Annotated in this window: 19 protein-coding genes and 1 pseudogene; 13 read left to right on the top strand and 7 right to left on the bottom strand. The window is 70.3% G+C overall.

What is annotated here, in order from left to right:
• Positions 1-94: 94 nt before the first annotated feature.
• A pseudogene (locus tag AB0I59_RS30440) lies at positions 95-1,360 on the top strand (MFS transporter); the annotation flags it as partial.
• A 67-nt stretch (positions 1,361-1,427) separates the two neighbouring features.
• On the top strand, positions 1,428-2,096 hold the full coding sequence (locus AB0I59_RS30435) for an Lrp/AsnC family transcriptional regulator (RefSeq protein WP_358138372.1): 669 nt from the start codon (positions 1,428-1,430) through the stop codon (positions 2,094-2,096).
• A gap of 232 nt (positions 2,097-2,328) precedes the next feature.
• Here the strand turns inward: AB0I59_RS30435 and AB0I59_RS30430 are convergent, their stop codons facing one another.
• On the bottom strand, positions 2,329-3,246 hold the full coding sequence (locus AB0I59_RS30430; protein WP_061261112.1) for an NAD(+)/NADH kinase: 918 nt from the start codon (positions 3,244-3,246) through the stop codon (positions 2,329-2,331).
• 286 nt (positions 3,247-3,532) lie between these two features.
• Here AB0I59_RS30430 and AB0I59_RS30425 point away from each other — a divergent pair, with 286 nt between their 5' ends.
• Positions 3,533-4,042, top strand: coding sequence for an RNA polymerase sigma factor (locus AB0I59_RS30425; RefSeq protein ID WP_358138370.1), 510 nt, complete (start codon positions 3,533-3,535; stop codon positions 4,040-4,042).
• A complete protein-coding gene (locus tag AB0I59_RS30420) occupies positions 4,039-5,136 on the top strand; it encodes a hypothetical protein (protein WP_358138368.1) in 1,098 nt (365 codons plus the stop codon). The genes AB0I59_RS30425 and AB0I59_RS30420 overlap by 4 nt, the downstream gene beginning before the upstream one ends.
• 133 nt (positions 5,137-5,269) lie before the next feature.
• On the opposite strand, the gene AB0I59_RS30415 is transcribed toward AB0I59_RS30420, so the two are convergent.
• Complete coding sequence (locus tag AB0I59_RS30415) at positions 5,270-5,794, bottom strand: hypothetical protein (RefSeq protein WP_061261109.1); 525 nt, start codon at positions 5,792-5,794, stop codon at positions 5,270-5,272.
• A complete protein-coding gene (locus tag AB0I59_RS30410) occupies positions 5,791-7,599 on the bottom strand; it encodes an APC family permease (RefSeq protein ID WP_358138366.1) in 1,809 nt (602 codons plus the stop codon). Before AB0I59_RS30410 ends, AB0I59_RS30415 begins: the two co-directional genes overlap by 4 nt.
• A gap of 514 nt (positions 7,600-8,113) precedes the next feature.
• Between AB0I59_RS30410 and AB0I59_RS30405 the strand changes: the two genes are divergently transcribed.
• Together AB0I59_RS30405 and AB0I59_RS30400 are read left to right on the top strand one after the other, a co-directional pair.
• Entirely contained in the window at positions 8,114-8,683 is a 570-nt protein-coding gene (locus tag AB0I59_RS30405) for a class I SAM-dependent methyltransferase (protein ID WP_358138364.1), read from the top strand.
• A 92-nt stretch (positions 8,684-8,775) separates the two neighbouring features.
• Positions 8,776-9,222: a hypothetical protein gene (locus tag AB0I59_RS30400; protein ID WP_061261106.1), complete on the top strand. Its 447-nt coding sequence runs from the start codon at positions 8,776-8,778 to the stop codon at positions 9,220-9,222.
• Here the strand turns inward: AB0I59_RS30400 and AB0I59_RS30395 are convergent.
• Positions 9,206-9,634, bottom strand: coding sequence for a hypothetical protein (locus tag AB0I59_RS30395; protein ID WP_061261105.1), 429 nt, complete (start codon positions 9,632-9,634; stop codon positions 9,206-9,208). The two genes, AB0I59_RS30400 and AB0I59_RS30395, sit on opposite strands and share 17 nt — an antisense overlap.
• A 357-nt stretch (positions 9,635-9,991) precedes the next feature.
• Here AB0I59_RS30395 and AB0I59_RS30390 point away from each other — a divergent pair, with 357 nt between their 5' ends.
• From AB0I59_RS30390 to AB0I59_RS30365, 6 genes are all read left to right on the top strand, one after another.
• Positions 9,992-10,744 (top strand): DUF4118 domain-containing protein, encoded by a 753-nt coding sequence (locus AB0I59_RS30390; protein WP_358138362.1) that lies wholly within the window; start codon positions 9,992-9,994, stop codon positions 10,742-10,744.
• A 204-nt stretch (positions 10,745-10,948) separates the two neighbouring features.
• Complete coding sequence (locus AB0I59_RS30385; RefSeq protein ID WP_358138360.1) at positions 10,949-11,134, top strand: hypothetical protein; 186 nt, start codon at positions 10,949-10,951, stop codon at positions 11,132-11,134.
• A 141-nt stretch (positions 11,135-11,275) separates the two neighbouring features.
• Positions 11,276-11,980 carry a hypothetical protein gene (locus AB0I59_RS30380; RefSeq protein WP_358138358.1) on the top strand — a complete coding sequence of 235 codons (705 nt, stop codon included), beginning with the start codon at positions 11,276-11,278 and terminating at the stop codon, positions 11,978-11,980.
• A 191-nt stretch (positions 11,981-12,171) separates the two neighbouring features.
• The gene (locus AB0I59_RS30375) at positions 12,172-12,861 is read left to right on the top strand and encodes a TetR/AcrR family transcriptional regulator (RefSeq protein WP_061261145.1); all 690 of its coding nucleotides are present in this window, start codon (positions 12,172-12,174) and stop codon (positions 12,859-12,861) included.
• Complete coding sequence (locus tag AB0I59_RS30370; protein WP_358138356.1) at positions 12,854-13,777, top strand: ABC transporter ATP-binding protein; 924 nt, start codon at positions 12,854-12,856, stop codon at positions 13,775-13,777. Before AB0I59_RS30375 ends, AB0I59_RS30370 begins: the two co-directional genes overlap by 8 nt.
• Entirely contained in the window at positions 13,774-15,381 is a 1,608-nt protein-coding gene (locus AB0I59_RS30365; RefSeq protein WP_358138354.1) for an ABC transporter permease, read from the top strand. Before AB0I59_RS30370 ends, AB0I59_RS30365 begins: the two co-directional genes overlap by 4 nt.
• Before the next feature lie 55 nt (positions 15,382-15,436).
• Here AB0I59_RS30365 and AB0I59_RS30360 read toward each other — a convergent pair whose 3' ends face one another.
• Positions 15,437-16,456, bottom strand: a complete 1,020-nt coding sequence (locus AB0I59_RS30360; RefSeq protein WP_358138352.1) for an aldo/keto reductase — start codon at positions 16,454-16,456, stop codon at positions 15,437-15,439.
• 169 nt (positions 16,457-16,625) lie between these two features.
• On the opposite strand from AB0I59_RS30360, the gene AB0I59_RS30355 reads away from it, so the two are divergent.
• Positions 16,626-17,216, top strand: coding sequence for a TetR/AcrR family transcriptional regulator (locus AB0I59_RS30355; RefSeq protein ID WP_358138350.1), 591 nt, complete (start codon positions 16,626-16,628; stop codon positions 17,214-17,216).
• A gap of 74 nt (positions 17,217-17,290) precedes the next feature.
• Here AB0I59_RS30355 and AB0I59_RS30350 read toward each other — a convergent pair whose 3' ends face one another.
• Together AB0I59_RS30350 and AB0I59_RS30345 are read right to left on the bottom strand one after the other, a co-directional pair.
• The gene (locus AB0I59_RS30350; RefSeq protein ID WP_061261097.1) at positions 17,291-17,935 is read right to left on the bottom strand and encodes a response regulator transcription factor; all 645 of its coding nucleotides are present in this window, start codon (positions 17,933-17,935) and stop codon (positions 17,291-17,293) included.
• Positions 17,926-19,059: a sensor histidine kinase gene (locus AB0I59_RS30345; RefSeq protein ID WP_358138348.1), complete on the bottom strand. Its 1,134-nt coding sequence runs from the start codon at positions 19,057-19,059 to the stop codon at positions 17,926-17,928. Before AB0I59_RS30345 ends, AB0I59_RS30350 begins: the two co-directional genes overlap by 10 nt.
• Positions 19,060-19,069 lie beyond the last annotated feature (10 nt).

Below are 19,069 nucleotides of genomic sequence, written 5' to 3'. Positions count from 1 at the left end.
GCGCTGCCAAGATCCCCCGCTCGGGGATGGCCAGTAGGCCACGCCGGGCTTTTGACCCCGGGTTTTCGACCCCGGGTTTTCGACCGCGCGAACGATGTCGGAAATCTTCCGCGAATCGGGGCTCGATGTCGGTTTTCGGCGGTGTTGGGGGTGCTGGCTGGCCCGAGGACGGCGACACGGCGCAGGGTGGCGCGGTACCAACCGACCTCGGCGTGCCACGCCGCAAGAGAGGGTTTCCTTGAACGTTTCGAGTGGGGGGACGGGGGCCGCGCGCAGGAAAAGGATCACGATCACGCTGGCCTGTGCGGGGGTCTTCGTCGCCTATCTGCCGGTGGTCACCGTCGCGATGAGCCTGCCGGCGATCCAGCGGGCGCTGGGTGCGTCCACCGCGCAGCTGTCGTGGGTCTCCGATGCCTTCGTACTGCCGGTCGCCGCGTTGATCCTGACCGCGGGGGTGTTCGCGGATGTGCACGGCCGCAAGAAGATCTACCAGGTGGGCTTGGCGTTGTGCGCGGCGGGCGCGGTGGTGGCGCTGTGTGCCCGTTCGGTCCAGGTCGTGTGGGTCGGGCAGGCGCTGGCCGATGCGGGGGCCGCGGCGCTGCTGCCGGTGACGTTGGCGCTGATCAGTCACGTGGTGCCGGATCCGCGCGAGCGCGGTAAATACATCAGTTTGTGGACGACCTGCATGATGGCGGCCATGGCGGTGCCCCCGTTGATCGCCGGGGTGATCCTCCAGCATGTGAAGTGGCGGTGGATCTTCCTGTTGCCGGTGCCGGTGTCGCTGCTGACCATGGCGGTCGCCGCACGGCTGTTGGACGAGTCGCGAGCGCCCGGGACACGCAGGCTGGACTGGCCTGGGCAGTTCACCGCCGCGGCGGCGATCACGGCGTTGATCTACGGAGTGATCGAGGGCGGTGCCGAGTCGTTCTCTCATCCCCGGGCGGTCGCGGCGCTGGTGGTGGCCGTGGTGAGCGCCGCGGCGTTCGTGGTGGTGGAAACGCGCAGCACCTCTCCCATGCTGGACCTGTCGCTGTTCCGCAGCCCGGCCTTCGCCGCCTCCACGCTGGCCGCCCTGATCAGCTTCCTGGGGCTGATCGGCTTCTTCTTCGTCCTGAGCCTGTACTTCGGCCTGGTGCAGCAGCTGAGCACCTTCCAGTCCGGTGTCCGCATGGTGCTGGTCAACGTCGTGTCCATGCTCTTGGGCGTCGTGATGGGCCGCGTGATGCGCCGCGTGTCGGCCCGGGTGCTCATCACGGCCGGCCTGCTGGTCGCGGCGGGCGCGCTGCTGTGCCTGACCACGATCGGCACGGACACGTCGTTCTGGTCGGTGGCCTGGCGCCTCGCGCTGCTGGGACTGGGCCTCGGCATCGCCTTCCCGTGCCTCACGAGCACCGCCGTCGCCGCGGTGCCCCCGCACCGGCCCCGTTGTGCCCCAGACACTCGACGTGCTCGACCTGAAGCTGCTGCAGGCGCTGGAACTCGACGGGCGGGCGCCGTTCAGCCGGATCGCGCAGGTGCTGGGAGTCTCCGACCAGACCGTCGCACGCCGGTTCAGGCGGCTGCGCACCACAGCACGTCTGCGTGTGACCGGCATGACCGACGACAGCCGCCTGGGCCGGGCCGGCTGGATCGTCCGGCTCGGTTGCACCCCCGACGTGGCGGTGCGCCTGGCCTCCGCGCTCGCCAGACGCCCCGACACCCAGTACGTCGATCTGGTCTCCGGCGGCACCGAGGTGCTGTGCGCGATGAGGCCGCGCAGCCGGCAGGAGCGCGACGAGCTGCTCCTGGAACGCCTCCAGCGCACCCCGCGCGTCACCTCGGTCAGCGCCCACTGCATCCTGCACTCCTTCTACGGAGGCCCGTTCGGATGGTTGCGCAAGACCAGCGCGCTCGAGCCCGACGAGGAAGCCGCGCTGCGCGCACCGGCTGCCGCTCCCGCCGCGGCGCCGGTCGTACTGGATGCCGCCGACGAGGCGCTGCTGGGCGCGTTTACGAACGTGGTTGACCTCGACAGGACCACCGCGACCGGGTTCAGTCTTTCGGGCGGGCGAACAGTTCGAGGTGGGAGCACCGGACGCACCGGAAGGCGTCGATGATCCATCGCGGCTTGCCCAGACGTCTGGCACCACCGAAGACGCCCCGTTGCAGGGCGCCTGGAATCCAGCGTCCGTAACCCGGGGAATGCTCGCCGCTGTCTTCGGCGAATCCAGGCTCCAGGTTGGTTGCGCCGCATTGGGTGCACTTCACATCTCAAGTATGTCGGCGAATTCCTCCGCGAGCAGGACGTCCCGTCGGCCGGGCCCGGCCCCGCGCCCGCCCCTGGGACGCCTAGGGACCCCCAGGGACGGCCGGCCGACCGGTCGTGTCCGGCCACTCGGTCGTGTCCGGCCGACCGGCCAGGATCTCGGCGGAGTCCGTGAGGCGCAACTTCCTGCGTACGCGCTCGTAGAACGTGGTGAGACCGAGCCGCACGACGTGGACGGCGGCGGGCCGGGGCCGGATGCCGATGTGCTCCCCCGGCGCGGCGTGACCCGCCACCCTCCCGTCGACCTCGACCGCGAGCCTGCCGCTGGTGGGCAGGACGGCCAGCGAGAGAGTGTCCCGGAGGGAGAGCACCACTCCGCGGTTGTGCGCGGAATGCGGGGACGCCGGGGTCACGAGCAGGGCCTCGACCTCGGGGTTCACGATCGGCCCCCCGGCGGAGAAGCTGTACGCGGTGGAGCCGGTCGCGGTGGCCACGATGACGGCGTCGCCCGCGTAGCCGATGAACGGCCGGCCGTCGACGTGCACCGCCACGACGGCGGTTCTGTGCCCGGGTACGCGTACCAGCGCGACATCGTTGAAGGCGGTCACGACCTGTGAGCCCAGATCGGCGTCGATGGCCAGCCGGGGCTCGATGGTGAAGTGCTGGGCGTCGATGGCCGAGAGCGCGCCGGGCAGCTCGGGCACGTCGACCTCGGCCAGGAAGCCGAGCTTGCCCACGTTCACGCCGAGGACCGGGGCACGCTGCCGATCGGCCAGCCGCATGGCCCTGAGCATGGTGCCGTCTCCGCCGAGGCTGACGATCAGATCCGATCGCCGACCGAGCTCCTCGGCCTTCACCGAGATCACCTCGCGGTCGAGCCGGCCGACCTCGTCCTGGACGCCGAGGACCTCGGCGTCCCTGCGGGCGGCCCAGTCCAGGACCGCGGTGACCGCTTCGGAGCAATTTCGCAGCGGGTGCAGAACCAGGCCGACCGAGCGCATCACAGCGAGCCTCCGTAGTGAAGCCAGAGCCTCGGGCACCGCCCCGTGTCGTGAGAGAACGCCCAGCCTGCCGCCTGTCCCACGGCGCCCCGCGGCTCCTGCTTCTCGCCCGCCGCTTCGAGACCTCCTGCCTGGCAGGCTTCCCACGCTCCCGTACGGACGAGTAGGGACAAGTCTAGTCGTGCCCTTTCGGCCGCCCACCGGCGCTCGTGGCGTGGGTTCGGCATTCCACCGCGAAAAACACCCGAACGATGTAATCGGGACGGATGCGGAGGGACTACTGGGTGTGGACGATCCCGAAGAGCGATTCACCGACCTCTACGACCGGCATTACCGGGCCGTGCTCGGCTACGCGCTGCTGCGCGCCGACCGGCAGACCGCCGAGGACGCGACGGGCGAGACCTTTCTGATCGCCTGGCGTCGCCTCGACGACATGCCGGACCCGCCGCTGCCGTGGCTGCTCGGTGTGGCGCGCAACCTGCTGCGCAAGCAACGGCACGCCGGGCTGCGCGGCAGGGAGCTCGCCGCCGGGCTCGCGGAGCTGGCCCCGGAATCGGACGGGGACGTCGGCGAGCGGGTCGCCGAACGCGAGGCGGCCCTCGCCGTGCTCGCGGCGATGCCGGAGCGAGACGCGGAGGCCGTGATCCTCGCCAGTTGGTACGGCCTCGCTCCCAAGGACGCGGCGCGGGCGGCCGGATGCTCCGCCCGCGCCTTCAACGTCCGCCTGCACCGCGCCCGCCGCCGGCTCACCGAGGCGTTGCGCACCACCGACAAGACCCTCCAGGAGCAGACGTGACCCATCCCGTTGACGATCTGGTCGCCGAACTGCGGCCGGACGAGTACACCGGCGCCGCCTACCAGCGCAGGCGGGAGGCCGACCTGGCCCGTGCCTTCGCGACACCCCGCCGCGCCCCCCGCTGGACGGACCGCTTCGCGACGCCGTACCGGCGGACCGGCCTGGCACTCGCCGGCGGCGCGCTCGCGATGGCCGTCGCCGCGACGGTCACCCTGTCGGCCACCATGTCGGCCACCGCAGGGGGCGCCGGCCAGCTCGGCGGACAGGACGCCCGCCCCGGCGTGACCTCCTCGATCAGCACGGCCGCCGACGACGCCAGGAACGCGCCGTCGCCGATCCGGCTGGAGCCGCGCGCCTTCCTGCTGGCCGGAGCCGAGACGGTGCTGCGGGAGCAGCCCGCCGACGGACGTTACCGGTACGAGCGCACCCGGACGTTCGAGCCGGTCGACCGGTACGGAGCTCTGGTGGCGCACACCGACGAGAGCTGGTACGACGGCCGCGGGGGCCGAACCAGCTCCAACCAGGACGTCGAGGTCGTGTTCGACTCCGCCGGAGACAAGGCCCGGTGGCAGGCCGCGGGCTCACCGTCACTCTGGTCCGGGAAGCCGTCGACCGACGATTTCTCGAAGATCTCCCTCTCGTGGTCGATCGGCAGGAAGTCCCTGACGATGAACCAGCTCCACATGCTGCCGGAGACCGCCGCCGGGCTGGAGAAGTGGCTCCGCCAGGCCCACACGGGAGGATCGTTCCCCGACTTCGTCTTCGGCGCGGCCCGCTATCTCCTGTCGTCCCCGGCGAGCGCGGAGACCCGGGCCGCGGCGCTCCGCGTGCTCGCCGACCAGCCGGGACTCACCCTGTCAGAGAACGTCGCCGACCGGCTGGGCCGTACCGGCGTGGCGATCGACAGTCCGGACGGCGCCGCGCGACTGATCGTGGACCGGTCGGGCTCGACGTTGCTCGCCTACGTCCAGCTCGTGACGGAGCGGCCCGTACGCGAACCCGGTCCCCGCGAGGTGCGCATCCTCCATGCGGCGGGCTACCAGGCCGCCTACGAGGCCATGGGCTGGACGCGTGAGGTGGGCACGCGGCCGTAGGGCCGCCGCGGGCGGGAAACCGGTCGGCCATCTCGGTGGATGACCCTGCGGGCCGCCGGAAAGTGGTCGGGCCGTCCGGGCAGAACGTGCCGTTCGCCCTAGATGGTGCGAACACTCGCTGGCGGCCCGGAGTCTAGCGGCCCGGAGTTCCGTGTTGCCGCCACTCCCGGTCCCATCCCGCCACGGCCCGGCGGGCGGTCCACGCGTGCCGGGACACGCGTACGAGCCCGGAAATCGACCAGGCGACGCACCCCGCGGCGATCCAGGCCAGCAGAGAGCCGATGAGAACACCCGGCGCGTCCAGGGGAGGACGGGCCGGCTTGTCGTCGGCGTCGACCCAGAGGCGGATCCGGCCATCGGAGACCCGGTCCGAGATCAGGCGCGTCGTCGTGACATGCCGCGCGCCGCGCTCGTCGACCCAGGCGACCTGCCGGGTGACTCCCCTGGTCACCCTGTCCTCCTGGTCGTCGAGGATCGTCGCTGTGATCTGCCGGTGGGTCGCGAGGTAGTCGTCGACCTCCGCCGACAAGGACCGGTGGGCGGCCAGTGCGACGACGGAGCCGAGCAGCACGGCGATCGCGGCTCGAACGACACCCGATCTCGTCATCCGCAGCGGACCGGCGGTGTGGAACCATTGCCCCGCGGACTGGAGGGTCATGCCGGGGCTCCGATCCGGAAGCGCATCCGGCACACCACGGCGTCGGTACGGCGGCGCAGTGCCCTGGCCAGGACGGCACCCCGCTGGTTCTGGAGCATGCGCTGCCAGGCGTGTTCGGGCTCGACCTCGGCGATCAGGACGAAGACGTGGGGTTCGGGCACCTTCGCGAGGTAGTCCACCAGTGGGGTGTCCAGGCGTCGGTGGGCGTCGAAGAGTTGGACCAGCTCCACGTCGGGGTGCCAGCGTTCCCAGTCCTCGACGAACGCGCGGGCGATCGTCTCCTCTTCGGGGTGGGTGACGTTGACCGCCGTCACCCGGTCGCCGAGGGAGAGCGCGGCGGCGAGGGCGTCATGACTGAGCCGGTTGACCGCGTGGATCGGCACGACGACGTGGGACCGGTGCGGCCGGGGCGGGGCGGGGGTCGTGCCGAGTTCCAGGCGCTCGCCGATGCGGGTGTAGGAGCGGTTGACCCATTCCATCGCCAGGACCATCAGCGGAAGCGCGACCACGATGAGCCAGCCTCCCTCGGTGAACTTGGAGATCGTGACCACGACGGCGGCGACGAGGGTCAGCAGCGCGCCGAACCCGTTGAGCCCGGCCCGCCACCTCCAGCCGGCGGGGCGGTCGATGATCCAATGCCTGACCATACCCGCCTGGGAGAGGGTAAAGCCGACGAACACCCCGATAGCGAACAGCGGCACCAGGAGGTTCATGTCACCGCCCGCGGCGATCAGGAGCGCGGCGCTGGTGATCGTGAGGAAGGCGATGCCGTACCGGTGGACGTGCCGGTCCGCGCGCAGCGCGAACAGGTGCGGCAGGTTGTTGTCGGTGGCCAGGAGCCGCGCCAGCGGCGGGAGCCCTCCGAAGGAGGTGTTGGCCGCGAGGGCGAGCAGCACCACGGTGGAGAACTGCACCAGGTAGAAGAGCGCTCCGTCACCGAGCGAGGCCCGGGTGACCTGTGCCAGCACGGTCACGCCGTCGACCGGCGCGATGGCGAACTTCTCGATCAGCGCGGCAACGCCGATCAGCATGACCGCGAGCAGCGCGCCCAGGGCCAGCTCCGCGTTCTGGGCCCGCCTGATCCGGGGTTTCCTGAACGAGGGGACGGCGTTGGCGATGGCCTCGACGCCCGTGAGTGAGGCGCAGCCGTTGGCGAAGGCCTTGAGCAGGAGCAGGGCACCGACCGTCCGCAGGTTCTGCGCCTGCTCGGCATGCTGGACGACCGTGGCGGGCTCGGCCCGGACGAGGCCGGTGACGACGACCAGGAGGATGGCGCCGACGTAGATCGCCGTCGGGGCGACGAAGACGCGGGCGCTGTGCGCGATGCCTCTCAGGTTGACCGCGGTGACCAGGGCCAGAACCACCAGGCAGAGCCACACCGTGTACGGCAGCAGCGCGGGGAAGGCCGAGGTGAGCGCCGCCACCCCGGCCGCGACCGAGACCGCGACGTTGAGCACGTAGTCGATGATCAGGCTGGCGCCGGCGACCAGGCCGGCGCGGCGCCCGAGGTGGGTCCTGGCCACGCCGTACGCGCCGCCGCCTTCGGGAAAGGCGGCGATGACCTGCCGGTAGGAGAAGGTCAGCACGGCCAGCAGTGCGGCGATGGTGAGCGTGACCGGGATGGTGAACCCGAGTCCGGCGCCACCGGCCAGAGCGAGGACCAGCACGATCGCCTCGGGACCGTAGGCCACGGACGCCAGCGCGTCGAGTGAGAGCGCGGCCAGACCGCCGGCGACGCTGAGCCGGTGCTCGTCACCGGCGTGGGGAAGCCCCTTGGCCGCGACGGGAGTGGATGCTGCGGACATCACGTCCTCCTGTGAGGGAACGCCGCCATCGTCTCCCCTCGGCCGGCGTGCGCCCGCGCGTCCATACGGACCCTTTATGCCTTTCGTCAAGATAACTACGCAAATCAGACGGCGGCGGCGTCCGGGGACATCTTCCTCGGCCCGCGTCCGGACCCGCGACGGCGTGACGGAACACCAGGCGTCAAGAACGTGTAGGGATGGGCGGCCGACTCGTAGGAGTTCCGTATCGGTCGCCGCTTTTGCCATGAACTGTGCCCGAAAGTGGATGCGTCGCCCCCGGTTCCGCCTCAGGCGCCGGCCCCCGGTTTCGGCTCCGGTCCGGTTTCGACTCCGGCCCGGTTACGGCTGCGGTCCCGGCTTCGGTCCCGGTCCCCGGTTTCGGTTACGACGCCGTCCCGGCTCCGGTCACAGCCCAGGAGGAGAGATGACGGTGTGCCCCGCCCAGCGAGATGACCCCCCGGACAACAGGCACGGCCTGGGCCGCGGAATGGAGCAGTTCCATCATCCACGGCCCGTGCGCATCGGGCGCGGGGACGACTGCCGTCCGACCTGGCAACGCGATCGACTGCTGCGGGCGCTCGGCGGGACGGTGCTGGAGATCGGCGCGGGTGACGGGGTGAAGCTCACCTGCTACCCCGCCGAGGTGGACGAGATCGTGCTGGTCGAACCGGACCCGTTCCTGCGGGCCACCGCTCGCATCGCTTCGGCCGCTTGCGCGACGCCGTCGCGCATCCTCGACGGCGACCCGGCCCGGCTGCCGGTCCCGGACGCCTCCTACGACGCGGTCGTCTGCTCACTGATCCTCTGCTGTACGCCCCAACTGGAGACGACGCTCGCGGAGGTGCGGCGAGTCCTGCGCCGGGGAGGGGAACTGCGGTTCTACGAACACCAGCGTTCGGACCTCACCGCCGTCGCGCTGGCCCAGAGCGTGGTGACCCCGCTCTGGTCTCGTGTCTCGGGTGGCTGCCACCTCTCGCGCGACATCGTCACGGCCATCAGGCGGGCCGGGTTCATCGTCGAGCGGCTCGACCGTTTCACCTTCTGTCACGTCACCCACACCATCGGCGCCGCACGCCGCGCCTGAGCCGACCCGCGCCGACCGCCGTACGTGCCCGGCGTTCACGTCCCCCGAAACGCACATACCCCCGCAACACACCCCCAGCAAGAGGAAGACACATGCGCTGGCGCAGGAGCGGCCGGAGACCTCCGGTCGAGTTTCTGATCCCCGGCGGTTTCGTGCTGGTCGTCGTCACCTGTGCCGTCGCCGCACTGGCCCTCCCCGAGGGCACCGTCCGCGTCATCACGATGGCGGCGGCCGTCGGCGCGTTCGCCCTGTGGGCGGGAAACCCGGCCGCCGCCCTGGCCACAGCCGCGACGGCGTGGTTCTTCACCACCGGCTTCCTGGTGAACGGCGCGGGAGAACTGACGTTCTCCCGCGACGACGTGATCAGGTTGGGGGCGTTCGTCGCGACCGGGCTCGCCGGCCTCGGATGTGACCGGCTGCGACAGGTCCACGGCTCCCGACGTCGGGCGCGGCGGCTCATGCGCGCCCGCGCCAACCCGCGCCGACGACCGGTGCTCTCAGCGAGACGGCGTTCTTCCGGCGTCAGAAGTTCGGGTTGATCTGGACGCGGCTGCCCCGGCAGGTGTCAGACCCCCAGTCGTCCACGCACACCACGAGCTGCAGCTTCTTCAGACCGTAATGCTCGTCCGTGATGCGGAGATTCCTCCACGTAAGGGTGGTGTTGGCGTCCTGCCTGTTGTACCGATAGGTGGTCTTCGCCGTGGACCCCGTCTCGTTGTAGACGACGAAGTAGGCGTAGACGTTGTTGGAGTCGACCCGCAGATCGCTGACCGACAGCGAGTTGACGCGGATCTCCTCTCCGTCGACGTACGTGACGTTCGCCGACGCGGAAGCGAACCCCGGCACCGCCGTCGAGAAGTTGGAGCTCGCCGCGGCCTGTGCTCCGGAAGGCCAGCCGACCAGCGCCGCCACCCCCAGCACCAGGGCCGTACGAACGAACAGTTTCCTCATTTTCCTCTCCCTTCCTTCCGCCCCCGTCGCGTGATCGCGCCCAGGGGCGTCTCCTGCTCGCGATGGACTGGTCAAAGAGTCACAGCCCGGCGCCGCGCCATTCCAGAGGAAGCGAACGCGATGCGTTGCAGTACAACTTGCACTGCGCTGACCAGGCATTCTGTGCGCGAACTGCAAGCATCGAGGAGTGTCACCCCGAGCGTTTCCTCCGCCAAGGCGCTCACCGGCGGCGGATTCGAGCCGTGCGCGTCCCTCAAGCGCGAGGCGGGATCGCGCGGCCGACGGGCCCGCACCATGCGCGCGACTGATCGACTATCCGTCGTGCTAGACAGGAGACAGGAGAAGGGGTGATGAGCCATGCCTCGCTTCCTGAACAGGGACCTCGTGGCGGTCGCCGCCGCGCTGGTGGTGCCCCTCGCCGTCGCGGCGATGATCTTGCCGTTCCGCGCGGGCTTCTCGAACACGAACACCGCTCTCGTCCTGGTGGTGATCGTGGTGGCGGTCGCCGCCGCCGGGAACCGCGTCGCCGGGGCACTCGCGGCGGTGTCGGCCGCCGTCTGGTTCGACTTCTTCTTCACCCAGCCCTACCAGCGGTTCACGATCACCAAGGCCGCGGACATCCAGACCGCCGTCCTGCTGCTCGTCGTCGGGCTGGTGACCTCCCAGCTGGCGGCCTGGGCCCGCCGCCTCAAGGTGATCGCCATCACCGACGCCGACTACCTCTCCCGCGTCCACGGCATCGCCGCGCTGGCGCAGACCGCCCGATCCCCCAGCACAGTGATCAACCAGGTGCAGGACCAGCTCACCGAGCTTCTCCACCTGCGCGGTTGCCGGTTCGAGTACGGAACCCTGCTCGGCCATCCCCCGCGCCTCGAACAGGACGGCACCGTCACGGTGAACCGCAGGCACTGGGACGTCGAGCGCAGGGGCCTCCCCGATCGGGAGATCGAGCTGCGCGCCTTCGGCAACGGCCGCTTCTACGGGCGGTTCATGCTCCAGCCCACGCCGGGGACCGTGCCGCCTCTCCAGGCACGGCTCGTCGCGGTGACGATGGCCGACCAGGTCGGCCACACGCTCGACGTCGCGGCCGCCCACGGCGGCAGGCGATGACCCGATGACCGTACGCGCCGGCCACGCGTGGGAACCCGAGATCACCGACAGGAGAAAGGTGAGCCGGGGCGACGTCACACGTCCACTCCCCGGCGACGACATGTCTGAAAGCCGGCTTGGGTGTTCCACGCCTCTATCCGGGCCTCGCCATGGTGCCGGCCATCTTCGAGATGGCCCGGATGACGGCGTTCTGGAGCGCTGACGATGACCGCATCGGCACGTGAGCGTCCGGTCCCGAGGACCTCGATCACCGGCATGGCCTCGATCGCACTCATCGGACAGACGCGTCTACCGCACTACAGCCACACCGCGGCCCTGGTCGGCACTCTCATCCTTCTGGCCGTCTTCGTGACCCTCGTGATCGCCATCTTCCGATCCCGCAGGAAATGAACGGTCCGACGTGAGCTCGGAGAACCAGGTCGCCGGTGCGAGCGGCCCGAGCTCACGACACCGAATCCCGCGCCACAGGGATACGCCGCGTTCGAACGGACGACTCGCACTCTCCAGGCGGTGGCTCAATAGCATCCGAACATGGACACGTCGCCTGATCTCGACCGGGCGTTGGACGCTCTCTACGCGGCCTTCTCCCCGTATCCGCTTCCAGCCAGGACCGATGTGTGCGACCACTGCGTGTCACCGGCAAGCGTTCAGGCGGCGCGTGCCGCACCACTCCGGATGCTCACCGCGTCCGCGCTGGACGCGTACGCCTGGAACGCTGTGTCCACGTGGGGAGACATCGACGAGTTCAAGCACTACCTGCCGCGGCTACTGGAGTTGCTCATCCTCGAAGAACTCGACGGCTACCTTCACGCCGAGTCTCTGATGGGCTGGGTCGATGTCGCTTGGCGGAGCTGGCGACAGGTGGAGCAGGAGGCCATCGTGGCCGTCGTCCGCGCATGGTGGCAGGTCACCCTGAACCACTATCCGCGTGACGTCGACGTCATGACGATGATCGAAATCATCGCGGACGGTCTTGAGCTGGATCTGGCTCCCCACCTGGCCGAGTGGGCGTCGCACAACACGGAGACAGCGGCTCGTCACCTGGCATGGCTCGTGCGGGACTTCACCATGAGCGTCGCCGACGACACCGGTTGGTACATGCTCCTCGACGGCTGGATACGCGGGCCGGCATCCGCGGAGATCCTGGAGACCGCATTCTTTTCCGCCTCCTCGCCCGAAGTGGCCCAGGAGCTCTCCGACGCACTGGAGATCCATCGCGTGTGGAACCGACGCTAGTGCCTCTCCGTCGCGGTACCGGCCGGGTCTGATGACCACTGGATGACCTTCGTCGGATCCGCCGCCGGATGGCGTCCGGCGTTCCGGCGACGGCTTCGACACGCACTGGACGGTGACTACACACGCGTGTAGCATCTTTTTCGTATGAGCATTTCACTACATGTGTGTATAGGGATGGTTTTTCTGTGGTGATGACCGGACCGGACCCCGACGACCTCACCGCTCGCGCGCGGATCAGAGACGCCGCGTTGCTGCACTTCGGCGAGCACGGGTTCGAGCGGGCGACGATCCGCGGGATCGCCGAGACCGCCGGTGTGTCCTCGGGGCTGGTGCGCCACCACTTCGGCTCCAAGCAGGCCCTGCGCGAGGCGTGCGACGCCCACCTGGTGAAGCTGATCAGCAGGCTCAACGACCAGGTCCGGGCCGACCCCGCGCCGGCCGACGTGAACTACGTGGCCGCCGCCCGTGCCGCGATCGGGCCCTACCAGCGATATCTGGCACGCGCCCTGGCGGAGGGGGGCGCCGCTCCGCTGTTCGACGCGATGGTCCGGATGAGCGAGCCGTGGCTCGCCGACGCCGACAAGAGTCGTGACCACACCCCCGATGTCGACCGCACGACCCGGGCGGCGGTGACCACCGCGATGGCGCTGTCGGTCACCGTCCTGCACCAGCACCTGTCCCGCGTCACGGGCGTCGAGATGTTCAGCCCCGAGGGAGACCTGCTGCTCGCCCGAGCGCTGATCGACATCTACTCCCACCCCATGCTCAGCCTGGAGGAGGCCGCCTCGATCCGGGCGGCCCTCGACAAGGTCCAGAGCGCATCCCCCCAAGCGGACCGCGAGAGCACTCCCCCGCGAATCAAGGAGCACCGCGATGACTGACGCCGTATCGGTGGCAGGCTTAGTCAAGACATTCGGCTCGACGAGAGCCCTGGACGGTCTCGATCTCGTCGTACGCACCGGTGAGGTGCACGGCTTCCTCGGGCCGAACGGCGCGGGAAAGAGCACCACGATCCGGGTCCTCCTGGGCATGATGCGGGCGGACGCGGGCACCGCCCGGCTGCTCGGCGGCGACCCATGGGCCGACGCGACCGCGCTACACCGCCGACTGGCCTACGTGCCCGGCGACGTCACACTGTGGCCCAATCTGTCCGGCGGCGAGGTGATCGACCTGCTCGGCCGGATGCGCGGCGGGCTGGACAAGCGGCGCCGCGCCGACCTGCTGGACCGCTTCGACCTGGATCCCCGCAAGAAGGGGCGCGCCTACTCCAAGGGCAACCGGCAGAAGGTGGCCCTGGTCGCCGCGCTGGCCTCCGACGTGGAGCTGCTGCTGCTCGATGAGCCCACCTCGGGCCTGGACCCGCTGATGGAGGAGGTGTTCCGCGACACCATCCGGGAGGAGCAACGCCGCGGCGACCGGACGGTGCTCCTGTCCAGCCACATCCTGGCCGAGGTCGAGGCGTTGTGCGACCGGCTCACCATCATCCGCGACGGCCGAGCCGTCGAGAGCGGCACCCTGGCCGACCTGCGGCACCTGACCCGCACCTCCATCCAGGCCGAGTTGGCGGGCCCTCCTGACGGGCTGGCCGACCTGCCCGGCGTACACGATCTGCGCACGGAGAACGGCCAGGTGCGCTTCGACGTCGACACCGCCGCACTGGACACGGCGCTGCGGCACCTCACCGCGGTGGGCGTGCGCGGCCTGGTCAGCCGGCCGCCCACGCTCGAAGAGCTGTTCCTACGGCACTACCACCGGAACGGCCCGGCCACCGAGAACGACGCGCAGGTGTCGCGATGAACGAGCTCACGGGCACCGGCAGGCTGGTCCGGCTGATCCTGCGGCGGGACAGGTTCCTGATGCCGCTGTGGGTGCTGTCCCTCGGCCTCATCCCGATCTCCTACGTGGCCTCCATCAACGAGCTCTTCCCGACCGCCGCGGGACGACAGGGGTATGCCACCGCCAGCGCGAACAACGCCGGCTTCGTCGCGCTCTACGGTCCGTTGAACGGCTCCGGGCTCGGCGAACTGGTCGCCTGGCGGGCGGGTTTCATCCCCGTCATGATCGGACTGTTCAGCATCCTCACCGTCATCCGGCACACCCGTACGGAGGAAGAGGCGGGACGCCGCGAGTTGCTCGGCGCCACCGTGGCCGGGCGGCACGCCGGCCTGGCGGCGGCGCTGGTCACGACGTTCGTCGCCTGCCTGGCCCTCGGCACGGTCCTGGCCCTGGGCATGATCGGCCAGGGTCTGCCGGCCGCAGGATCATGGGCCTTCGGCGTGGAGTTCGCCGCCACCGGCTGGATGTTCGCGGCGGTCGCGGCCGTCGCCGCACAACTGACCAGCGGCGCGGGCGGCGCACGAGGGATCGCGATCATCACCCTCGGCGCGGCGTACGTGCTCCGGGTCGTCGGCGACATCAACGGGCTGACGGACGGCCCGCTGTCCGGGCTCACCTGGCTGTCCCCGATCGGCTGGGCGCAGCGGATCAGTCCCTACGCCGACGAGCGGTGGTGGATCACCGCGCCTGCCATCGGCTTCACCGCGGTGTTCGCACTGGTGGCCGTCGCGCTCTCCGCGCGGCGCGATGTCGGCGCCGGGATCCTCCCTCCCCGGCTCGGCCCTGCCTGGGGAGCGACCTGGCTGCGCTCGCCGCTTGCTCTGGCCTGGCGGCTGCACCGCGGCCTGCTCGCCGGCTGGATCGCGGGGTTCGCCGTCCTCGGCGTGGTGCTGGGCTATCTCGCCGCGGGCGTCGGGGACCTGGTGCGCGACAACCAGCAGATGCGGGACATCCTCGCCCGCCTCGGCGGCGCGGCCGGACTCATCGACGACTACCTCGCCGGCATGATGGGGCTGTTCGGCCTGATCGCGGCGGGCTACGCCATCCAGGCCACCCTCCGGCTACGCGGCGAGGAGACCAGCGGGCACGCCGAGCCGGTGCTGGGCACCGCGGTCGGGCGGTTCCGCTGGGCGGGCGGCCATCTGGTCTTCTCGCTGCTGGGCCCGGCCGCCGCGCTGGCCGCCGCCGGGATCGCCATGGGGCTGACTCACGGCCTGAACACCGGTGACGTCGGCCATGAGCTGCCGCGGATCCTCGCGGGCGCGATGGTGCAGTTGCCCGCGGTCTGGATCCTCGCCGCGATCACGATCGCGCTTTCCGGCCTGTTGCCCCGGCTCGCGGCCGTCAGCTGGGGCGCGTTGGCGATCTGCCTGCTGTTCGGCATGGTCGGCACCGCGCTGCAGTTCGACCAGTGGGTCCTGGACCTCTCGCCGTTCACCCACCTCCCCCGGATTCCCGGAGGGCGGTTCAGCGCGGTCCCGCTCCTGTGGTTGTCGGCCATCGCCGTGTCCCTGGCCGCCGCCGGACTCGCCGGTCTCCGCCGCCGGGACCTCCCCATCACCTGACGCCCGATGTCCTGCGCCGACGCAGTGAAGGCGTCATCCGTGAGGAGTGTCGCGATCAGCGGCGCCGCAGCGACGGGTCGAGCAGCGCGGGCGGGGTGTCGAACTTCTCGTGTGCGGCGAGGTCGGTGCCAGGGGCGACGATCGCATCGATCGCGTCGAGCACGTCGGGGGAGAGCACGGTGTCAGCGGCGGCGAGCTGCGAATGCAGGTGGCCCAGCGTGCGAGGACCGATGATCGCGCTGGTCACGGCCGGGTGCGCGGTCACGAAACCGAGCGCGAGCTGGATCATCGTCAGGCCGGCTTCGTCGGCGACTTCGGCCAGCCGCTCGACCGCGTCGAGCCTGGCCCGGTTGGACGGAATGGAGGTGTCGAAGCGTTGCGGCATGAACGTCGAGCGGTTGGTGGTGATTTCCTGGCCCTCGCGGATCGCGCCCGACAACCAGCCCGAGGCGAGCGGGCTCCATACCAGCACACCGAGCCCGTACTGCTCGGTCACGGGCAGTACGTGGGTCTCGATCCCGCGCTGCAGGATCGAGTAGCTGGGCTGTTCGGTGACGTAACGGCTCAGGTGATACTCGCGGGCGGCCCACTGCGCCTGCACGATGCGGTAGGCCGGGAAGGTCGAGGAGCCGAAGTAACGGATCTTTCCCGCGCGCTGCAGGTCGGTCAGAGCCGACAGCGTCTCCTCGTCACTGGTACGCGGATCCCACCGGTGGATCTGGTAGAGATCGACGTGGTCGACACCGAGGCGGCGCAGGCTGTTGTCCAACTCGGTGACCAGCCAGCGGCGCGAACCGCCCTGATGGTTGCGCTCGTCCCCCATCGGCATACTCGCCTTCGTGGCCAGCACGATGTCGTCGCGGCGGCCGGCGATGGCTTTGCCGACCATCTCTTCCGACTCGCCGCCGCTGTACATGTCGGCGGTGTCGATGACGTTGATCCCGCCCTCGAGGGCGGCGTCGACGATGGCGGTGGCCTCGTCCTGGGTGGTGCGTCCGATCTTGCCGAAGTTCATCGCGCCGAGCGCGAGGGAGCTGATCTGCACACCGGTGTGGCCCAAGGTGCGGTACTGCATGACAGTGTCTCCTCCATTGCGGTGAAGCGTGGTGGTGAAGCGTGGTGGCGATGCGTGGCTTGGTCGTCGGCCCCCTGCTCTGACATCATGAGCAAACGGGACATTGTCCCGATTGACGATATGGGACGTTGTCCCGTTTAGCAAGCTCGGTAGCGGAGGGAACGGCGCGGTGAACGACAGCGACCGGGGCGCAGGGCCTACGGCCCGGCCCAAACGGGCGGACGCCCGGCGCAACGAGAAGACTCTGCTCGACGCCGCCGCAGCGATCTTCGTCACGTCAGGCGTGGAAGCGCCGATACGCGACATCGCGGCCGAGGCCGGCGTCGGGACGGCCACGATCTACCGCCACTTCCCGACGCGCGCGGATCTCATCATCGCCGTCTACCGGCACCAGATCGAGGCCCTCGCCGAGGCCGGTGCAGCCCTGCTGACGACCAGCCCGACTCCTCACGCCGCACTAGGGCGATGGATCAATCTCTTCATCGACTTCCTGGTCACCAAGCACGGACTCGCCGCCGTACTGCAGTCCGACGACACCGGCTTCGACGCCCTGCACGCCTACTTCCTCGACCGGCTCGTGCCCGTGTGCGCCCAACTGCTCGAAGCCGCAGCCGTCGCCGGCGAGATCCGCTCCGACGTGGATGCCTACGAACTCATGCGCGGCGTCGGGAACCTCTGCATCGGCGCGGAGAACGATCCCCACTACGACGCACGTCGGCTGGTCGAACTCCTCATCGCAGGACTACGCCTACCGCGATAGGGCTATGCGCAGTTCGGATCTTCGGGTGGGGTGGAGGCTCGGCCCCGACGCCACAGGACCGTGCGATCCGCGGATCAGCCGTCGAGGTAGCGCAGGATCGCGAGCACCCTGCGGCTGTAATCGGGATCCCGGGGCAGGTCGAGCTTCTCGACGATGGCGTTGACGTGCTTTTCGACGGTGCTCGACGACACGTGCAGGCGCTCGGCGATCGCCGCGTTGACGAGGCCCTGCGCGAGGTGCTCCAGAACCTCCGTCTCGCGTGCGCTCAGCCTGCTCAACGGGTCGGCGTGCGTGGTGCGGGCGAGCAGCTGGCGGACCACCTCGGGGTCGAAGGCCGCCCCGCCCGCGTGTACGCGTTCGAGCGAGTCGAGGAAGTCGGCCACCTCAGAGACGCGGTCCTTGAGCAGGTAGCCCAGGCCCTCGGTGGCCCCGGCGAGGAGTGTGGCCGCGTAGGTCTTCTCCACGTACTGCGACAGGACGAGCACGCCGACGCCCGGCCGGCGTTCGCGGATCTCCAATGCGGCGCGCAGCCCCTCGTCGGTGTGCGTCGGCGGCATGCGCACGTCGATGACGGCCACGTCGGGCCGGTGCCGCTCGACGGCGTCGAGGAGCGCGCGCGAGTCGCCGACCGCGGCGACGACCTCGTGGCCGGCCTCGTCGAGCAGCCGGATCAGGCCCTCGCGGAGCAACACCGAGTCGTCCGCCAGGATCAGCCGCACGGCGCCGCCTTGGGCAACGTCGCGGCGACCGTGGTGGGGCCTCCCGCGGGGCTGTCGACGGTGAGGTCGCCGTCGAGCGCCAGGACGCGCCTGGCCAGCCCGGAGAGTCCTCCTCCGGACGGGTCGGCGCCGCCCGTGCCGTCGTCTGAGATCGCCACGCTCACCGTCCGCTCGTCCTCGGTCAGGACGACCAGGATGTCACGAGCCCCCGCGTGCTTGACCGCGTTGGTGATCGCTTCGCGGGCCACGAAGTAGAGGGCCGTCTCGACCTCGGAGACGGGCCGCTCGGCCAGCCCGTAGTGCACGGTCACCGGTACGCTCGACCGCTCGGCGACCCCGGCGAGGGCGGCGCGCAGGCCCAGCTCGTCGAGCGCGGTCGGATAGATCCGCCAGGCCACGCTGCGCAACTCGTCGAGAAGCCGGCGCGACTCGGTGTAGGCCTGGCTCACCAGTTCGGCGGTCCTGGCCTGGTCGGGGTTGTGCCGGGCGCGGCCCAGCAGCATGGCCAGCGCGACACCCCGCTGCTGCACACCGTCGTGCAGGTCGCGTTCGATCCTTCGCCGCTCGTCGTCGACGGCTCGCACGATGCCCGAACGGGTCGCGGTCAGCTCGGCGATGCGCCTGCGCATCAGCTCCTGCCTGCCCGGTCCGAGGACGTGGTCGGCCAGCCGTCGCTCCGCCGCGCCGACCGTGAGGATCCACAGCACGACCAGCGCCAGCAGGACCACCCCGCCCGTGAGCCCGAGCACCCAACTGCTGGTGACCAGCCTCACTCCGGGGAATTCCAGCGGCACCCGATCCGACTCGCCCGAGGCCAGGTCCCACAACCCGCCGAACAGGAAGAGGCCGCTGATGAACAGGCCCGCCACGCTGACGTACCCGCCGAGCACGCCGAGCGCGGCGCGGGCGGCGAGGAAACCGTGGCCGCCCGCCTGCGCCGCGCCGTGGCCCAGTCGCGCCCGTTCCACCGCCATGAACCGGGCCACGGCGCGGCTGACCGCGGGCCGGACCGCCGGGATCACGGACGCGGGCCAGGCGAGGCAGAGGAAGGCGAGTTCGGCGACGCCGAGGGCCATGCCCGCGAAGACCCCCGTCAGCATGCGGGCGACTCGGTTGCTCGACACGGCTGCGAAG

The organism is Microtetraspora glauca (assembly GCF_040656155.1).
Taxonomy (GTDB): Bacteria; Actinomycetota; Actinomycetes; order Streptosporangiales; family Streptosporangiaceae; genus Microtetraspora; species Microtetraspora glauca.
This window is presented reverse-complemented; position numbering and strand designations above follow the sequence as displayed.